The organism is Streptomyces sp. PsTaAH-137, from assembly GCF_003259365.1.
Lineage (GTDB): Bacteria > Actinomycetota > Actinomycetes > Streptomycetales > Streptomycetaceae > Streptomyces.
Genome location: NZ_QLLY01000001.1, coordinates 176,926 through 192,616, shown reverse-complemented (window position 1 = coordinate 192,616; position 15,691 = coordinate 176,926). Strand labels below are relative to the sequence as shown.

Genomic DNA, 15,691 nt, shown 5'->3' with positions numbered 1-15,691 from the left:
GGGGTGAGATCGTGCCATGCAGCAACCGCTTTCTGCCGATCCGCACACCGCCCCCGACTTCGACCACCTCGACCACCGCTACCGCGGCGAGAACCCTCTGCGCACCCTCGGCCACCTCTTCCGTCCCGACCGCGGCCGGCTCCTCGGCGCGGTCGGTCTCTTCGTCGTCAAGCACAGCCCGATCTGGCTGCTGCCGATGATCACCGCGGTGGTCCTGGACGTGGTGGTGCAGCACGGGCCGCAGGACCGGCTGTGGCAGGCCACCGGCGTGCTCCTTTTCATCCTGGTGATCAACTATCCGCTGCACCAGTGGTACGTGCGACTGCTCGCCGGCAGCATCCGCCGGATGGGCACCACGCTGCGCTCGGCGCTGTGCCGCCGGATGCAGCAGCTGGACATCGGCTACCACTCCCGGGTCAGCTCAAGTGTCCTGCAGGCCAAGGTGGTCAGGGACGTCGAGTCGGTGGAGCAGATGGTGCAGCAGAGCGCCGACATGGGCCTGGGCGCCGTGGTCACGCTCATCGGCGGTCTCGTGGTCATCGCAGTACGGGTGCCCGCGTTCCTGCCCGTGTTCCTCGTCGTCGTCCCCGTGGCGGGCCTGCTCGTCATGCGGCTGCGGATGCGGATGCGCAGCCACAACGAGGAGTTCCGCCGTGAGGTGGAGCAACTCTCCACGAAGGTCGGCGAGATGACGACACTGATCCCCATCACCCGCGCGCACGGCCTGGAGCGCACGGCGCTGGGCCGGGTCGACGGCTCGCTGCGCCAGGTGTTCGCCGCCGGAGTGCGGCTCGACACCGTCAACGGCCGCTTCAACTCGGCGGCCTGGGTGCTGCTGAACATCCTCGGTGTCGCCTGCCTGACGGGTTCGGCGCTGGTGGCGTACCACGGCTGGCTGCCGGTGTCGCCCGGTGACGTGGTGATGCTGAGTTCGTTCTTCACGATCCTGACGGGCTCGGTGACGACGCTGCTCGGCCTGGCTCCCGTGATCAGCAAGGGACTTGAGTCGGTGCGCTCGGCGGGCGAGGTGTTGCAGGCGCCGGACCTGGAGCGCAACGCGGGCAAGTCGGCCGTGGAGCGGGTCACGGGCCGGATCGACTTCGATGCCGTCGGTTTCTCCTACGACGACAAACCGGAGGAGCCCGCCGTCAGCGGGTTCACGCTCAGCGCGCGGCCCGGCGAGACGATCGCGCTGGTCGGCGCGTCCGGCGCGGGCAAGTCGACGGTGCTGAACCTGCTGATCGGGTTCATCCGGCCGACCTCGGGCCGGATCCTGCTGGACGGCACGGACATGGCGGGCCTGGATCTGCGCAGCTACCGGCGGTTCCTGTCGGTGGTCCCACAGGAGTCGATCCTGTTCGAGGGGAGCATCCGCGACAACGTCACGTACGGCCTCGGCGACACCGACGAGGAGACGCTGCTGGCGGCGCTGCGGGACGCGAACGCACTGGAGTTCGTGCGGCGGCTGCCGCTCGGTCTGGACACGGTCGTCGGGGAGCGCGGCGCACGGCTGTCCGGCGGCCAGCGGCAGCGGCTCGCCATCGCGCGGGCGCTGATCCGCGATCCGCGCGTCCTGGTGCTCGACGAGGCGACGTCGGCGCTCGACAACCGCTCCGAGGCACTGGTCCAGGAGGCGCTGGCCCGGCTCGTGCACGGCCGGACCGTGTTCGTGGTCGCGCACCGGCTCTCCACGATCCGGGGCGCCGATCGCATCGTGGTGATGGAGGGCGGCCGGATCGCGGAGACCGGCACGCACGCCGAACTCCTGGCCAGGGGTGGGGTGTACGCCCGTCTCCAGCCGGCCGCCTGAGCCGTTCCGGCAGAGCGCGTACGTGCCCGCGTGCGCGGCGGCGACGACCGCGGCGCCGTCGGCCGGGTCGCACCAGTCGCCGACGGTGCCGCGGGCGTGCTCGACGAGGGCGCTCCCGGTGCGGAACGGCGCCGCTCGATTTCCCAGCGTGCGTTCGGTCGACCGGGCAGAAGGCAGACGTCCGGAGCGCGCCGGTCGATGCCCCCGGTGAGAGGATGCGGGACCGAGGGAGAGGAGCCGGGGCGGATGGGGCGCGCGGAGCGGGAGGTGGTCGCGGGTGGCGTTCGGCTGCACACCGCGGCACGGTCGCTGCTGGACGATCACGAGCGGGCGGTGCGGGCCGCGCGGGAGGCGCTGGCGCCGCTCCTCGACGACGAGGTGACGCAGACGCTCGACGCGATGCCGGTGTCCCGGCTCCAGGAGGCGACCGAGGGCAGGCTGCGGCTCGACCCCGTCGAGGAGAGCGGACTGCGCACGGTCCGGCAGGTGCTCGACGCCGGGCCGGGGCGGCTCCAGCAGATCCCCGGCGTGGGACGGGTGACGTCGGTCCATCTCCTGGGCGCGGCGCGACGGCTCGCGGACGCCGTGCGCGAGAGCGCCGCCGTGCACATCGACGTGGACCGGCCCGAGCCGCGCACGACGGCGCTCGTCGCCGCCCTGCACGTCCTGGTGGCGGCGGGCCCGGACGGGCGGCGGGCGGTGACCGAGGCCGGCACGCTCGACCGGCGGCTCGGCCCGCTCCTGGAGGCGGCCCGGCCCGTCGCCGGGCGGCTGCGGATGCTGGTCACCGGGCGGGAGGGGCGGGCGCGGGCCCTGGCGGCCGTGGCCGAGGTACGCGGGATCACCGAGGAGGCGGCGCGGGCCGGAACCGGCGAGCTGCTCGCCCAGGCGTCCGTGGACCTGCTGCGCGGACCCGCGTCCGAGGCCGCTGCCTGGGTCGACTTCGAGCTGCGCGCCGCCGAGTACTACGGGGTGCTCGGGGAGATCGCCGGGCAGGCCCCCGACACGGAGGCGGCCGAGGGGTTCCTGCCCGCAGGCATCGCCGACGAGGTGCGGACGCAGCAGCTCACCGACACCGGGCTCCGGGTGTCGCTGCGCGGCTACCAGACGTTCGGCGCGCGCTTCGTGCTCGCCCGGCGCCGGGTGGTCCTCGGCGACGAGATGGGCCTGGGCAAGACCGTCCAGGCGCTCGCCGTGCTCACGCATCTCGCCGCCGAGGGGCAGAGCCACTTCATGGTGGTGTGCCCGGCCGGGGTCCTGGTCAACTGGACGCGGGAGATCGAGACGCGCAGCCGGCTGCGCGCCGTGCCGCTGCACGGGCCGGGGCGGCAGGACGCGTTCGCCGACTGGAAGGGGCGCGGCGGCGTCGCCGTCACCACCTTCGACGCCCTGCGCGGTTTCCCCGCGCCCGGCGGCGGCGAGCTCGGCATGCTCGTCGTCGACGAGGCGCACGCCGTGAAGAATCCGCAGACCCTGCGGGCGCAGGCGGTCGCCGGGTGGGCGGCGCGCTGCGAGCGGGTCCTGCTGATGACCGGCACCCCGATGGAGAACCGGGTCACCGAATTCCGCAGCCTGGTGCGGATGCTGGACCCCGCGCTCGCGGACCGGCTCGACACGGAGGCCGGGCTCGCCGGGTCGGTGGCCTTCCGCACCGCGGTCGCGCCCGTCTATCTGCGCCGCAACCAGGACGACGTGCTGACCGAACTGCCCAGCCTCCAGCACACCGACGAGTGGGAGGAGCTGAGCGCGTCGGACGAAGAGGCCTACCGCGCGGCGGTGGCCGCCGGGAACTTCATGGCGATGCGCCGCGCCGCCTACGCCCGCCCCGAGAAGTCCGCCAAGCTCCAGCGGCTGCGCGAGCTCGTACGAGAGGCGGGTGAGAACGGCGCCAAGGTGGTGGTGTTCTCCTACTTCCGCGATGTCCTGGACGCGGTGCACGGCACCCTGGATGCCGAACCCCGCACCGGCGGCCCGGTGTTCGGGCCGCTGACCGGGGGTGTGCCGCCCGCGCGCAGGCAGGCGCTCGTCGACGCGTTCTCGGCCGAGTCCGGGCCCGCCGTGCTGGTGGCGCAGATCCAGGCGGCGGGGATCGGGCTCAACATCCAGGCCGCGTCCGTGGTGATCCTGTGCGAGCCGCAGATCAAGCCGACCCTGGAGCACCAGGCCGTGGCGCGGGCGCACCGGATCGGACAGGTGCGCTCGGTCCGGGTGCACCGGCTGCTCGCGCCGGGCGGGGTCGACGAGCGCATGGTGCGGATCCTCACCACCAAGGACCGGCTGTTCGACGCGTACGCGCGCCGCAGCGCCACGGCGGAGGCGAGTCCGGACGCGTTCGACGTGTCGGACGCGGAGCTGGCCCGGCGGATCGTGGCGGAGGAACGGGCCCGCCTCGGCGTGCGGGACGAGTCCTAGGCCTGTCTCCCAGATCCCTCCTGCCCCGCGAAGCCCGGCACGCGCCCTCGCCGCACCGGGCACAAGGCCGAGTACGTCCAGTACGAGGCCGTGCACCCGGCTAGCCGCCCGCGCGCGGCGCCCGCTCACGCTCCGCTGTCGCCCGCCGGACGGCACGCGCTCCGGCGCACCGGCACCCGCGGCCGACGCCCCAGTTCACGCCCCGCTCACCGAACGAACCCGCCTCGGGCACCTCTTACGAGTGATAACTGCCCGTGATGATGAACCGGGGCGCCGTCGGTCCGCATCATCACCCATGTCCGCATCCGCACCACCTGCCCGTACGGCAGCGCCGACAAGGGGGAGACCATGGCATCCGACCGGGGGCACGGGATCACGCACTGTGACGACCCGCGCGCCGCGCAACTGAGCGGTCTGTTGACACGCCGGAGACAGACCCTGGGGCTGACGGTGGAGCAGGCGGCACGCGCCACGGGCCTGGCGGAGCACCGCTACACGGCGCTGGAGCGGGGCGCGGGGCACGGCATCGACCTCGGCGGCCTCAAGCGCGTGGCGGGCGGTCTCGGTCTGACCGGACAGCCGCGCGAAACCTTCCTGCTGCTCGCGGCGGACCCGGACGTCACCCCGTACGACCTCGTGGAGCGACGCCGGCCGAGCATCGAGGAGCTGGCTCACATCGACCTGATGGAGCCCAACCCGGCGCTGATCACGGACCACGCGTGGAATGTACTGGCGGCGAACGCGTCGGTGGCGCGGCTCTTCGGCGACCCGGGCAGGGCGGCCGACGGGGACCGCAATCTCGTGCTGTGGCTGCTCACCGACGGCGCGGGGCGGCGCTTCGCCGATGTCGACGAGGTCCGCGCCGATGCCGTCGCCCGGGTTCGCGCGGCCCTCGCGCAGATCCCGGCCGACGCCACGCTGCAGGCGCTCGCGGGACGGATCGCCGCCGATCCGCTGGGGGCCGGGCTGTGGCGCTCGCGTTCGCCCCGGCTGCCGGCCGAGGCGTCGGCGCGGCGGTTGCGGCATCCGTTGTACGGCGAGGCGTCGGTTCTGGTGACGACGTCGCGGCTGCCCGGTGGGTTGCAGCTGATCGTCCATCACGCGGCGCATCTCATCCAGAGCCCGGCGCCGCGCTGATGCCGGGACATCCGGGTGTCGTTCGGCTGACGGCCGGTGGGGCTTCTCGCGCGGTTCCCCGCGCCCCTGAGACAGTCGCTTCGCGCAGCCTCCCCCGGACGAGCGGAGCTCGTTTCGGGGGCGCGGGGAACTGCGCGGCCAGCCACAGCGCACCCGCAGACGAACGAACCGCCTCAAAAAGCTACTTGACCCGCATCTCGCACCGCATCCGGCGCTCGTGCCCCACCTCGCGCACCGGGCCCGTGAGGGTGAGCGGCACGATGTGGTGGACGTGTTCGGCGGAAGCCGAGACGCGTAGTTCGAGGGCGCCGGGTTCGACGGTGCGGCGGCCGTCGGCGCCGGTGTACGCGGCCAGGTCGGCCGGGAAGGTGGCCTGCACCTCGGCGCTCGCCCCGGCGTCGAGCGGCACCCGTGCGTAGCCGACGAGCCGGACCTCGGGGCGGGCGACGGAGCCGACCGGGTCGTGCAGGTAGAGCTGGACGACCTCGGTGCCGGGCCGGTCGCCGGTGTTGCGGACGGTGAACCGGAGCGTCGTCTCGCCGTCGGTGGCGAGTTCGGGGCTGTCGCAGTGCGGGGCGTCCCAGCTGAACGTGGTGTACGACAGGCCGTGGCCGAAGGGATGCAGCGGCGTCGGGTCCACATTGCTGGGGTCGCCGTGCCGGCCGAGCGGCGGCGCCAGATACGGGGCGGGCTGACCGCCGGGATGGCGCGGTACGCCGACGGGGAGCCGCCCGGACGGGTCGACGCGGCCGCTCAGCACACCGGCGACGGCGGCGCCGCCCTCCTGGCCGGGGAAGAACGCCTGGACGACGGCGGCGGCCCGGTCCGCCCAGCGGCCGAGCGCGTAGGGCCGCCCGCTGAGCACGACGACGACGGTGGACGTCCCGGAGGCGAGCGCGGCATCGATGATCTCCCTCTGCACGTAGGGGAGTTCGAGGTCGGCGGCGTCGCAGCCCTCCCCCGAGGAGCCGCGCCCGAACAGGCCCGAGCGGTCGCCGACCACGGCGAGGCAGAGATCCGCGTCCGCCGGATCGGCGACGAACACGGCGTCGGGCAGCTCCGCGCGCAAGGCCTCGGCGAGGGTCAACACCTCTACACCCGACGGGAGTTCGGGGTGGTTGACGCCGACGTGCCGGGGGAACGTGTAGCAGCCGAGCATCGCGGCCTGTTCGTCGGCGAGCGGGCCGACGACGGCGAGGCGCGGGGCGGCGGGCAGTGGGAGGACGCCGGAGCCGTTGGCGAGGAGCACCACCGATTCCTCGGCGAGGCGGCGGGCGAGGTCCCGCATGTGCGGCGGGTCGAGGTCGACGGTGGCGTCGCCGGTGACCGGTTCCCAGTCCGGGTCGAGCAGGCCGAGTTCGCACTTCTGGGTCAGGACGCGCAGCGCGGCCCGGTCGAGGAGCGCGTCGGCGGGCAGGTCGGTGATGTCGACGCAGCGGGCGGCGGGCAGTTCCACGTCCACTCCGGCTGCGAGGGCGAGCCGGGCGGCGTCCGTGGTCGACTCCGCGACGCGGTGGGCGGACTCCAGGAACGACAGGCCGAAGTAGTCGGAGACGACCGTGCCGGTGAACTGCCAGGTTTCACGCAGGAGTTGGGTGAGCAGTCCGGTGTTGGCGTGGCCGGGGACGCCGTCGATGTCGTTGTAGGCGGGCATCACGGACCGGGCGCCTCCGTCGCGGACCGCCATCTCGAACGGTGGGAGCAGGACGTCGGCGAGTTCGCGGGGGCCGACCGACGCGGGCGCGTGGTTGCGGGCGGCGCGGGAGGCCGAGTAGGCGGCGAAGTGCTTGAGGGTGGCGACGATGCCGGCTGCTTCAAGGCCGCGGACGTAGGCGGTGCCGATGGTGCCGACGAGGTAGGGGTCCTCGCCGATGGACTCCTCGGTGCGGCCCCAGCGGGGGTCCCGTACGACGTCGAGGACGGGGGCGAGCCCCTGGTGGATGCCGACCGCGCGCATCGACGTGCCGATCGCCTGCGCCATGTCGGTGACCAGGGCCGGGTCGAAGGTAGCGCCCCAGGCCAGCGGGGTCGGGAAGACGGTGGCCTGCCAGGCGGTGAATCCGGTGAGGCATTCCTCGTGGGCGAGGGCGGGCAGGGCGAAGCGGTTGCCCGCGCGGATCGTGCGCTGGAGCGCGGCGAGCCGGGCGGCCCCCTCGGCCGGTTCGACGGGCACGGTGCCGAAGGGGCGGGTCAGGTGCCCGAGCCCGTACGGCAGCAGGCTGTCGAGGGCGGCGGAGCGGTCGGCGTAGGCGTGCTGCCCCGGCGCCACCTCGACGGCGCCGCTGTCGTCCTCGGTGCCGAGCCACACGCTGGACAGCTGGGCGGCCTTCTCCTCGGGGGTCATCCGGGCGAGCAGGTCCGCCGCCCGGACGTGGGCGGGCAGTGCGGTGTCCTGCCAGGGCTCGACCATGGAACTCCTCAGGTACGGGATGTGCGGGAAGCGGCGGTCGACGGCGGGGGTCAGCCCTTGGTCGCGCCCATCGTGATGCCGCCGATCAACTGCCGTTCGGCGACGGCGTAGAAGGCGAGCGCGGGCACCATGGACAGGACCAGGTACGCGAAGACACGGGCGGTGTCGGCCGAGTACTGGCCCTGGAACTGCTGGACGCCGACGGGGATCGTCCACCAGGTGGGTTCGCTGAACACCAGCAGCGGCAGCAGGAAGTTGTTCCAGCTGGTGACGACGGCCAGGACGGAGACGGTGCCGAGCGCGGGGCGGGCCATCGGCAGCAGGATCCGCCAGAAGAAGCCGAACGCCGAGCAGCCGTCGAGGGTGGCCGCCTCCTCCAGTTCGCCGGGGATCTCCCGGAAGAAGTTGCGGAGGATGACGATGGTCATGGGCAGGCCGAACGCGGCCTGCGGCAGGATCACGCCCCACGGGTTGTCGAGCAGGCCGAAGGTGCGGAGCAGCACGAACAGCGGCAGGATCGCGACGGCGAACGGGAACATCAGGCCGACGGTGAACAGCGTGAAGAGGAACTCGCGCCCTCGGAAGGCGAATCGGGCGAGGGCGAACGCGGCGAGCGCCGCCACCCCGACGGTCAGGGCGGTGGTGCCGACGGCGATGAGCGTCGACGAGCCGAGCGCGCGCCAGAACACGCTGTCCTGGAGGATCGACGTGTAGTTGTGGACCACCCACGGCGAGGGCAGGCCGAAGGTGTTCGCGGAGAGCTGGTCGGTGGACTTGAAGCCGGAGACGAGCGCGTAGAGCAGCGGCGTGATCATGACGACGCCGATCACCCACACGGTCACGTACAGCGGGACCGAGCGCAGTCGGCGGCGGCGCGCGGCGGTGCGTGCGGTGAGCGCGCCCGAGGAGGGCACGGGCGTCCGGGCGGTCTGGGTGCTCATCGGGCTCCTCGCATGGTCGTGAGGGCGCCTTCGGTGTCGCGGCGCAGCACGTAGCGCTGGTAGATGACCGCGAAGACGAGGCTGATGAGGAACATGACGATGGAGATCGCGCTGGCGTACCCCATCTGGTAGCGCTTGAAGCCGAACTGGAACATGGTGACCGCCATCGTCTCGGAGTGGTGGTCGGGCCCGCCCTGGGTGGCCACCCACACCAGGTCGAAGAGCTGGATCGCGCCGATCACGGAGAGGAAGACGCTCATCCGGAGCGTGGGTCCGAGCAGCGGCAGGGTGACGTGGCGGAAGCGCTGCCAGGCGTTCGCGCCGTCGATCCGGGCGGCCTCGGTGAGTTCGGGCGGGACACCTTGCAGTCCGGCCAGGTAGAGCATCATGTGGAAGCCGAAGTACTTCCAGGTCATGACCAGGAAGAGGGTGGCCATGACGGTGTTCTGGCCGGAGAACCACAGGCCGCCCGCCCCGTCGAGGCCGACCGAGCCGAGCACCTTGTCGGCGAGCCCGCTGTCCGGCGCGAAGATCATGCTGAACAGGACGCCGGTGATGACCTCCGACAGCACGTACGGGGCGAAGAACAGCATCCGGTAGACGGCGCGGCCGCGCAGCTTCTGGTTGAGGAGCACGGCCATGGCGAGCGCGAACGGCAGTTGCAGGCCGAGCGAGAGCAGGACCAGGAGCAGTCCGCGCCAGAGGTCGCCGAGGAAGACCGGGTCCTGGAAGAGGCGGCTGAAGTTGTCCAGGCCCGCGAAGTCCGAGGGCGAGCCGAAGCCGCCCCAGTTGAAGAGGGAGACGTATCCCGCGTACAGGATCGGGACGATCACGAAGACGGTGAAGAGGATGAGGCCGGGGACGGTGAAGAGGAAGGCGGTCAGCCAGTCGCGCGCCCGCCGGGCCAGGGGCCGCCGGTTCCCCTCCCGACCGGCCGGCGGCACCTTGCTCACGGCGGGGCGCGGGTCAGCGGTCTCGTCGGTCCGGGTCGAAGAAGTCATCGTCATTTACTGGCTCTTGGCGACCTGGGTGATGGAACGGGTGACCTGCTCGGGGGATTTGGAGCCCGCGATGAGGGCGGCCACCGAGTCGTTGACCTCCTGGCCGACGGCCGGCGGGTAGGCCTGATCGAGGTAGAGCTGAAAGCCGGTGGCGGCGTTCAGCAGGTCGGAGACGGCCTTGAGGTTGGGGTCGGTGAGGGCGTCCTGGGCGGCCTTGTTCACCGGGATCACTCCGGCGCCCTTGACCAGCTCGCGGTTGGTGTCGGCGCTGACGAAGAACTTCAGGAAGTCGACGGCCTCCTTCGGGCCGCCCTTGCGCAGCGCGTAGCCGCCGCCTCCGCCGAACACGTCGGTGGACTTGCCCGTGCCGCCGTCGACCGAGGGGAACGGGAAGAAGCCGAGGTCGTCGCCGATGCCCTTGCCCTCGGCCTTCTGGGTACCGGGCGCCCACTGGCCCATCAGTTCCATCGCCGCCCCGGCGTTGCCCATCGTGGCGGCCTGGCCGGTCGGGCCCGCGTACGCGGCGCCGAGGAAGCCCTTCTGGAACGGCCCGAGGTCGGCCAGTTCCTTGACGTGCTCGCCCGCCTTCACGAAGTCGTCGCCGGTGAAGTCCTTGGCGTCGGCGGCCTTCTGCATGCCGTCGATCCCGGCGATCCGGATCGCGAGGTAGGCCCAGTAGTACATGCCGGGCCATTTCTCCTTGCCGGCGAGGGCGATCGGGGTGACGCCCGCGGCCTTCAGCTTGCGGACGGCGTCGAGGAACTCGGTCCACGTCTCCGGCGGGCCGTCGATCTTCGCCTTCTTGAAGAGCGCCTTGTTGTACCAGAAGCCGACGGCGCCGATGTCGTTCGGGACGGCGTACGTTCTGCCGTCGAACTCGTAGGCCGCCCGGGCGGCGGGCACGAGTTCGCCGATCCAGTCCCTGACCCGGTCGGTGATGTCCTCGGTGAGACCGGCGTCGATCTGCTGCTTGAGCACCCCGCCGCCCCAGGTGTTGTACAGGTCAGGCAGCTTGCCGGAGCTGACCAGGGCGGTCATCTTCGACTTGAAGGCGTCGTTCTCCAGGGTCACGACCTTGATCCTGACCTTGGGGTGCGCCTTCTCGAACGCCTTGGCCTGCTCGGCCCACAGGCTCTTGCCTGGGTCGTTGGTCTGGATGTGCCACCACTCGAAGACGGTCCTGCCCTGGCTGTCGGTCCCGCCGGAGTCGGAGCCCCCGCAGGCCGTGAGCACGGCCGTGCCCAGTCCGGCGACGGAGACCACGCCGAGGAACCGACGGCGGGAGAACGAGAACGAGGACGTGGGCGAAGACTCGGGCGAAGACGGCGGAGCAGTGGCTGGCATGGCGCACCTTCCGGAAGCGATCCGAAAATTATCGGGAGATGGCCACGGAAGTTACGGGCATGCGACGGGGGTGTCAACGCCCTTGACGAAAAGGGCCGTTGACACCCCCGGTGGGGTCCGGCGGCTCAGGCCGTACGCGGGGCCGCCGTGCTGGCCCTGACCACGAGTTCCGTCGCCAACTCGACGCGCGGCGAAGCCGGTTCGACGGAGCGCGCCAGGTCGAGCACGGCACGGGCCGCCAACTTGCCCATGTCGGACAGGGGTTGGCGGACGGTGGTGAGGGGCGGCGAGGACCAGCGGACCTCCGGCAGGTCGTCGAAGCCGACGACGCTCAGGTCCTCGGGCACGCGCAGGCCGCGCCGGCGCAGCGCCTCGATCGCGCCGAGCGCCATCTGGTCGCTGGAGGCGAAGACCGCGGTGGGCGGTTCCGCCAGGTCGAGGAGGTGGCCGGCGCCGGTGAACCCGGACTCGTGGTAGAAGTCGCCGGGCACGATCAGGTCGTCGTCCACCGGCACGCCCGCCACGTCGAGCGCGGCGCGGTAGCCGTCGAGCCGGGCCCGTGAGCACAGCAGCCGGGGCGGGCCCGCGATGAACCCGATCCTGCGGTGCCCGAGTTCCAGCAGATGCTCGGTCGCGGCCATGCCGCCCGCCCAGTTGGTCGCGCCGATCGTCGGCATCTCCGAGGTGGGCGAGCCGGCCGGGTCGATCACCACCAACGGCACGCCCAGGCGCCGCAGTTCGTCGTGGAGGCCCGGTTCGAGCACGGACGTCACGAGGATCACGCCGTCCGAGGCGCGGGCCCGCAGATTGGTCATCCACTGGCGTGCGTCGCCCGCCCGGTCGTGGATCGCGGAGACGACCGTGCCCACGCCCTGCTCGTGCGCGACCTCCTCCACGCCCCGGATGATCTCGACGGCCCAGGGGCTGTCCAGATCGTTGAAGACCAGGTCGAGCAGGGCGGCGCGGTCGCCGGGCGCGGGCGGGCGGCGCCGGTAGCCGTGCCGGTGCAGCAGGTCCTCGACGCGGGCCCGGGTGGCGGGCGAGACGTCGGAGCGTCCGTTCACGACACGGGAGACGGTGGGTACGGAGACCCCGGCCTCCCGTGCGATATCGGTGATCGTCACCTTGGCCGGCCCGTCCGGGCGCCGCGTGGCTGTCCTGCGCTGAGCGCCATCCCCGGCCACGTTCCCCACCTCCGTCGACAACTCCGCCCGAAAGAGCCTCCGGGCGCCTTGCGGAGAACCGTAGGACACGTCGCGGACCGGCGGCTTCACCTTGCGGCGACGCTACCGGAAGTGTTCCGGAAATTCTCGGACACCGTGTCGGCACCGGAATGTCCGCCTTCCGGTTAGCGTTGGCCGAAATACGAGCGTCCCGCGGTGGAAGGCGGCCCACAGTGCACGGCGAGTACAAGATCCCCGGCGGCAAGCTGGTCGTGGTCGATGTGGAGGTGGCCGACGGTGTCCTCAGCGAAGTCCGGGTCGCCGGTGACTTCTTCCTGGAACCCGACGAGGCGCTGCCCGCGATCGACGCCGCACTGAAGGGCGCCCCGGCCGACGCGGACACGGCGGCGCTGACCGCCCGCATCGACGCGGCGCTGCCCGCCGGGACGGTCATGCTGGGCCTGACCACCGAGGGCGTCGCCACCGCCGTGCGGCGCGCGCTCGCCCGCGCCACGGACTGGCGGGACTTCGACTGGCAGCTGATCCACGACGCCCCGCAGTCGCCGGTGCTGCACATGGCCCTGGACGAGGTGATGGTGGAACAGGTCGCGCTCGGGCACCGTCCGCCGACGCTGCGGGTCTGGGAGTGGGACCGCCCGGCGGTGATCATCGGCAGCTTCCAGTCGCTGCGCAACGAGGTGGACCAGGAGGGCGTCGCGCGGCACGGGGTGGACGTCGTGCGCCGGATCTCGGGCGGCGGCGCGATGTTCGCCGAGCCGACGTCCACGATCACGTACTCGCTGGCCGTGCCCGAGTCACTGGTCTCCGGGCTCTCCTTCCAGGACAGTTACGCCTATCTCGACGACTGGGTGCTCGACGCGCTCTCCGACATGGGCATCAAGGCCTGGTACCAGCCGCTGAACGACATCGCCACGGACGTCGGCAAGGTCGCGGGCGCCGCGCAGAAGCGGGTCGCCGCCGGGCAGGGCGCGGTGCTGCACCACGTGACCATGTCCTACGACATCGACGCGGACAAGATGACCGAGGTGCTGCGCATCGGCCGCGAGAAGCTCTCCGACAAGGGCACGAAGAGCGCCAAGAAGCGGGTCGACCCCCTGCGCCGGCAGACGGGGCTGCCGCGCGAGGAGGTCATCACCCGCATGATCGACTCGTTCCGGGGGCGGTACGGGCTGACCGACGGCGAGGTCACCGAGGCCGAGCTGGCGCGGGCCGAGGAACTGGTGCGGACGAAGTTCGGCACCCCGGAGTGGACCGCTCGGGTGCCGTAGGGCTACGTCGACGCCTGGTCGCTGTCGCGGAAGGTGCCCCACCCGTGCCACCGGTCGATCTCCACGACCGCGGTGACCCGGCTGCGCACCCGGTCCGGGTAGGGGCCGCCCGTGTAGAGCCGGGCGATCCGGTCGATGTCCGCCAGACCCTCGTCGGGGCGCAATTCCACCGCCCGGCCGATGAGGCTGACGTGGGTGTACCAGTCGTCCTTGTCGAGGACGGTGAGGGTGAGCCGGGGATCGCGGCGCAGATGCTTCAGGCGCACCCGGCCCTCGTCCATGCTGAGCAGGATCCGGCCGTCCTCCCACAGGTACCAGGTCGCGGTGGAGACGGGCGCGCCGTCGGAGCGCAGCGTGGTGACGGTGCAGGGGTTGGCGCGGCTCAGCATGGTGACGGCGTCGTCGGGCAGCGGGGGCTTGGACACGGTCTCTCCTGTCCTACGGAATGTCCTGCGGGATGCCCTGCGGGATGTCCTGCGGGGTGATCAAGGTCCGTCTCGACCGTAGTCCCCCTCGCCTCGGCGCGCGGCTTCGGGCCGTACGCCGATGGTCACGGCCGCGACGACCGCGGCGAGCAGCATGCCCGTACCGCCGACGAGGGCGCAGGTGTGCAGCGCCGCCGTGAAGCTGTCGCCGTATGCGGTGAGGGCACGTGCGGTGTCCCGCGCCGAGTCGAGGTGGAGGAAGGCGCCCGCCTGGATGCCGGCGTCGGAGACCAGGCCCTGGACCTGGGCCTGTCCGGCGTGGTCGAGCCCGGAGTCGGCGAGTTCGCCGGGCAGTGCGGACAGGGTGCGCTCGGTGAGGACGACGCCGAAGACGGCGGGGCCGAGCGCGCTGCCGATCTGCCGCAGCGCGCTGTTGGCGGCCCCCGCCGTGCTCGCGAGCCGCCCCGGCAGACTGTCCATGGCGATGGTGGTGATCGGGGCCATGGCGAGCGCGATGCCGACGCCGAGGACCGCGATGACCAGGGCGGCGGTGCCGGTCCCGGTGTCGGCGTGGAAGAGGCCGACGCACAGCGCGCCGACGCCGCCGACGGCGAGGCCGCTCACCAGGAGCAGGCCGGGCGGGGTCGACCGTCGCATCAGCCGTCCGACGAGCGGCCCGAGGACGACGGTGAAGCCGTTCAGGGCGAGCAGCCGCAGCCCGATGTCCCAGGTCGAGGCGTGGTGGACGAGGCCGAAGTACTCGCTGAGCGCGAAGACCAGGCCGACCTGGGCGAAGAGGGTCAGCGCCATGACGAACGCGGCGCCGGAGAACGCCGGCGACGCGAAGAGCCGCATGTCCAGCATCGGGCAGGGCGAGCGGAGTTCGGCGACGACGAAGGCGGGCAGGGCGAGCGCCGGGACCACGAACCCGAGCAGGGCCCCGATGGAGCCCCAGCCGGCGCTGCCGCCCTCGATGACCCCGTAGACGAGGGCCGTGACGGCGACGATCGCGAGGAGCTGGCCGGGGAGGTCCGGGTGGCGTTCGCGCGTGGAGCGGGACTCGGCGAGGACGAGGGCGCCGGTCACCCCGGTGACCACGGCGACGAGCAGGGCGGGCAGGAACATCCAGCGCCAGCTCGCGTGCTCCACGATCAGGCCGTTGAGCAGCGGGCCGAGGGTGAGCCCGAGGCCCAGCGCGGCGGTCCACAGGGCGATCGCCGTGGCGCGTTCGCGCGGGGCGGGGCGGGCCTGGCTGATGAGGGCGAGGGTCGACGGGAGCAGGGCGGCGGTGCCGACCCCGGTGAGCGCCTGCCCGGCGCAGACCTGGGCGACGCCGTTCGCGGTGAGACAGACCAGGCAGCCGAGCACGGAGAGCAGCAGCCCGGCCAGGTACACGTTCTTGCGGCCGTAGAGGTCGCCGAGCATTCCGCAGGTCAGCAGCAGGGCGGCGGTCGGCAGGATGAACGCGTCGGTGATCCACTGGAGCCCGACGGTGGACGCGCCGAGGGCCTGCTGGAGCACCGGCAGCGAGGTGGAGACGCCCACGACCGGGAGATAGGAGACGAAGACGCCGACGCAGGCGAGCGCGACGGTGGCGGCCGCACGACGGGGCGCCGCCGGTATCGCGGACACCGGCGCGCCGGGCGTCCGCGGTTCGGGGGAAGCGGTGGTCTGCATGGCACCTCGCACTGTCCTTGAGGGGGAAACCGCTCGGACCGTATACCGGCGGGTGCCCCCGGGAGATGCCCTCGGACCTGCA

Annotated in this window: 11 protein-coding genes; 4 read left to right on the top strand and 7 right to left on the bottom strand. The window is 72.4% G+C overall.

Annotation, left to right across the window (positions count from 1 at the left end; genetic code table 11):
• Positions 1 to 16: 16 nt before the first annotated feature.
• From K377_RS00775 to K377_RS00765, 3 genes are all read left to right on the top strand, one after another.
• The gene (locus K377_RS00775; protein WP_111661088.1) at positions 17 to 1,810 is read left to right on the top strand and encodes an ABC transporter ATP-binding protein; all 1,794 of its coding nucleotides are present in this window, start codon (positions 17 to 19) and stop codon (positions 1,808 to 1,810) included.
• 246 nt (positions 1,811 to 2,056) lie between these two features.
• Positions 2,057 to 4,222, top strand: coding sequence for a DEAD/DEAH box helicase (locus K377_RS00770; protein ID WP_111661087.1), 2,166 nt, complete (start codon positions 2,057 to 2,059; stop codon positions 4,220 to 4,222).
• Between the two features lie 348 nt (positions 4,223 to 4,570).
• Positions 4,571 to 5,359 carry a helix-turn-helix transcriptional regulator gene (locus K377_RS00765; protein ID WP_111661086.1) on the top strand — a complete coding sequence of 263 codons (789 nt, stop codon included), beginning with the start codon at positions 4,571 to 4,573 and terminating at the stop codon, positions 5,357 to 5,359.
• Between the two features lie 181 nt (positions 5,360 to 5,540).
• On the opposite strand, the gene K377_RS00760 is transcribed toward K377_RS00765, so the two are convergent.
• The 5 genes from K377_RS00760 to K377_RS00740 all read right to left on the bottom strand — a co-directional run bounded on the left by K377_RS00760 (position 5,541) and on the right by K377_RS00740 (position 12,179).
• Positions 5,541 to 7,769, bottom strand: a complete 2,229-nt coding sequence (locus K377_RS00760) for a glycoside hydrolase family 3 N-terminal domain-containing protein (protein ID WP_111661085.1) — start codon at positions 7,767 to 7,769, stop codon at positions 5,541 to 5,543.
• Between the two features lie 50 nt (positions 7,770 to 7,819).
• Positions 7,820 to 8,584: a carbohydrate ABC transporter permease gene (locus K377_RS00755; protein WP_237551881.1), complete on the bottom strand. Its 765-nt coding sequence runs from the start codon at positions 8,582 to 8,584 to the stop codon at positions 7,820 to 7,822.
• A gap of 122 nt (positions 8,585 to 8,706) precedes the next feature.
• Entirely contained in the window at positions 8,707 to 9,711 is a 1,005-nt protein-coding gene (locus K377_RS00750; RefSeq protein WP_111661589.1) for a carbohydrate ABC transporter permease, read from the bottom strand.
• A gap of 6 nt (positions 9,712 to 9,717) precedes the next feature.
• Complete coding sequence (locus tag K377_RS00745) at positions 9,718 to 11,055, bottom strand: extracellular solute-binding protein (protein ID WP_111661083.1); 1,338 nt, start codon at positions 11,053 to 11,055, stop codon at positions 9,718 to 9,720.
• Positions 11,056 to 11,180: 125 nt separating this feature from the next.
• The gene (locus K377_RS00740; protein WP_258394940.1) at positions 11,181 to 12,179 is read right to left on the bottom strand and encodes a LacI family DNA-binding transcriptional regulator; all 999 of its coding nucleotides are present in this window, start codon (positions 12,177 to 12,179) and stop codon (positions 11,181 to 11,183) included.
• A gap of 272 nt (positions 12,180 to 12,451) precedes the next feature.
• On the opposite strand from K377_RS00740, the gene K377_RS00735 reads away from it, so the two are divergent.
• Positions 12,452 to 13,507: a biotin/lipoate A/B protein ligase family protein gene (locus K377_RS00735; protein ID WP_111661082.1), complete on the top strand. Its 1,056-nt coding sequence runs from the start codon at positions 12,452 to 12,454 to the stop codon at positions 13,505 to 13,507.
• Positions 13,508 to 13,509: 2 nt separating this feature from the next.
• Here K377_RS00735 and K377_RS00730 read toward each other — a convergent pair whose 3' ends face one another.
• Complete coding sequence (locus K377_RS00730; protein WP_111661081.1) at positions 13,510 to 13,932, bottom strand: PPOX class F420-dependent oxidoreductase; 423 nt, start codon at positions 13,930 to 13,932, stop codon at positions 13,510 to 13,512.
• Positions 13,933 to 13,992: 60 nt separating this feature from the next.
• Positions 13,993 to 15,609 carry an MFS transporter gene (locus K377_RS00725; RefSeq protein ID WP_111661080.1) on the bottom strand — a complete coding sequence of 539 codons (1,617 nt, stop codon included), beginning with the start codon at positions 15,607 to 15,609 and terminating at the stop codon, positions 13,993 to 13,995.
• Positions 15,610 to 15,691: the final 82 nt, after the last annotated feature.

Coding starts and splice junctions, on each gene's coding strand:
- K377_RS00775 (WP_111661088.1), top strand. CDS start 17: ATGCAGCAACCGCTTTCTGCCGATCCGCACACCGCCCCCGACTTCGAC.
- K377_RS00770 (WP_111661087.1), top strand. CDS start 2,057: ATGGGGCGCGCGGAGCGGGAGGTGGTCGCGGGTGGCGTTCGGCTGCAC.
- K377_RS00765 (WP_111661086.1), top strand. CDS start 4,571: ATGGCATCCGACCGGGGGCACGGGATCACGCACTGTGACGACCCGCGC.
- K377_RS00760 (WP_111661085.1), bottom strand. CDS start 7,769: ATGGTCGAGCCCTGGCAGGACACCGCACTGCCCGCCCACGTCCGGGCG.
- K377_RS00755 (WP_237551881.1), bottom strand. CDS start 8,584: ATGATCACGCCGCTGCTCTACGCGCTCGTCTCCGGCTTCAAGTCCACC.
- K377_RS00750 (WP_111661589.1), bottom strand. CDS start 9,711: ATGACTTCTTCGACCCGGACCGACGAGACCGCTGACCCGCGCCCCGCC.
- K377_RS00745 (WP_111661083.1), bottom strand. CDS start 11,055: ATGCCAGCCACTGCTCCGCCGTCTTCGCCCGAGTCTTCGCCCACGTCC.
- K377_RS00725 (WP_111661080.1), bottom strand. CDS start 15,609: ATGCAGACCACCGCTTCCCCCGAACCGCGGACGCCCGGCGCGCCGGTG.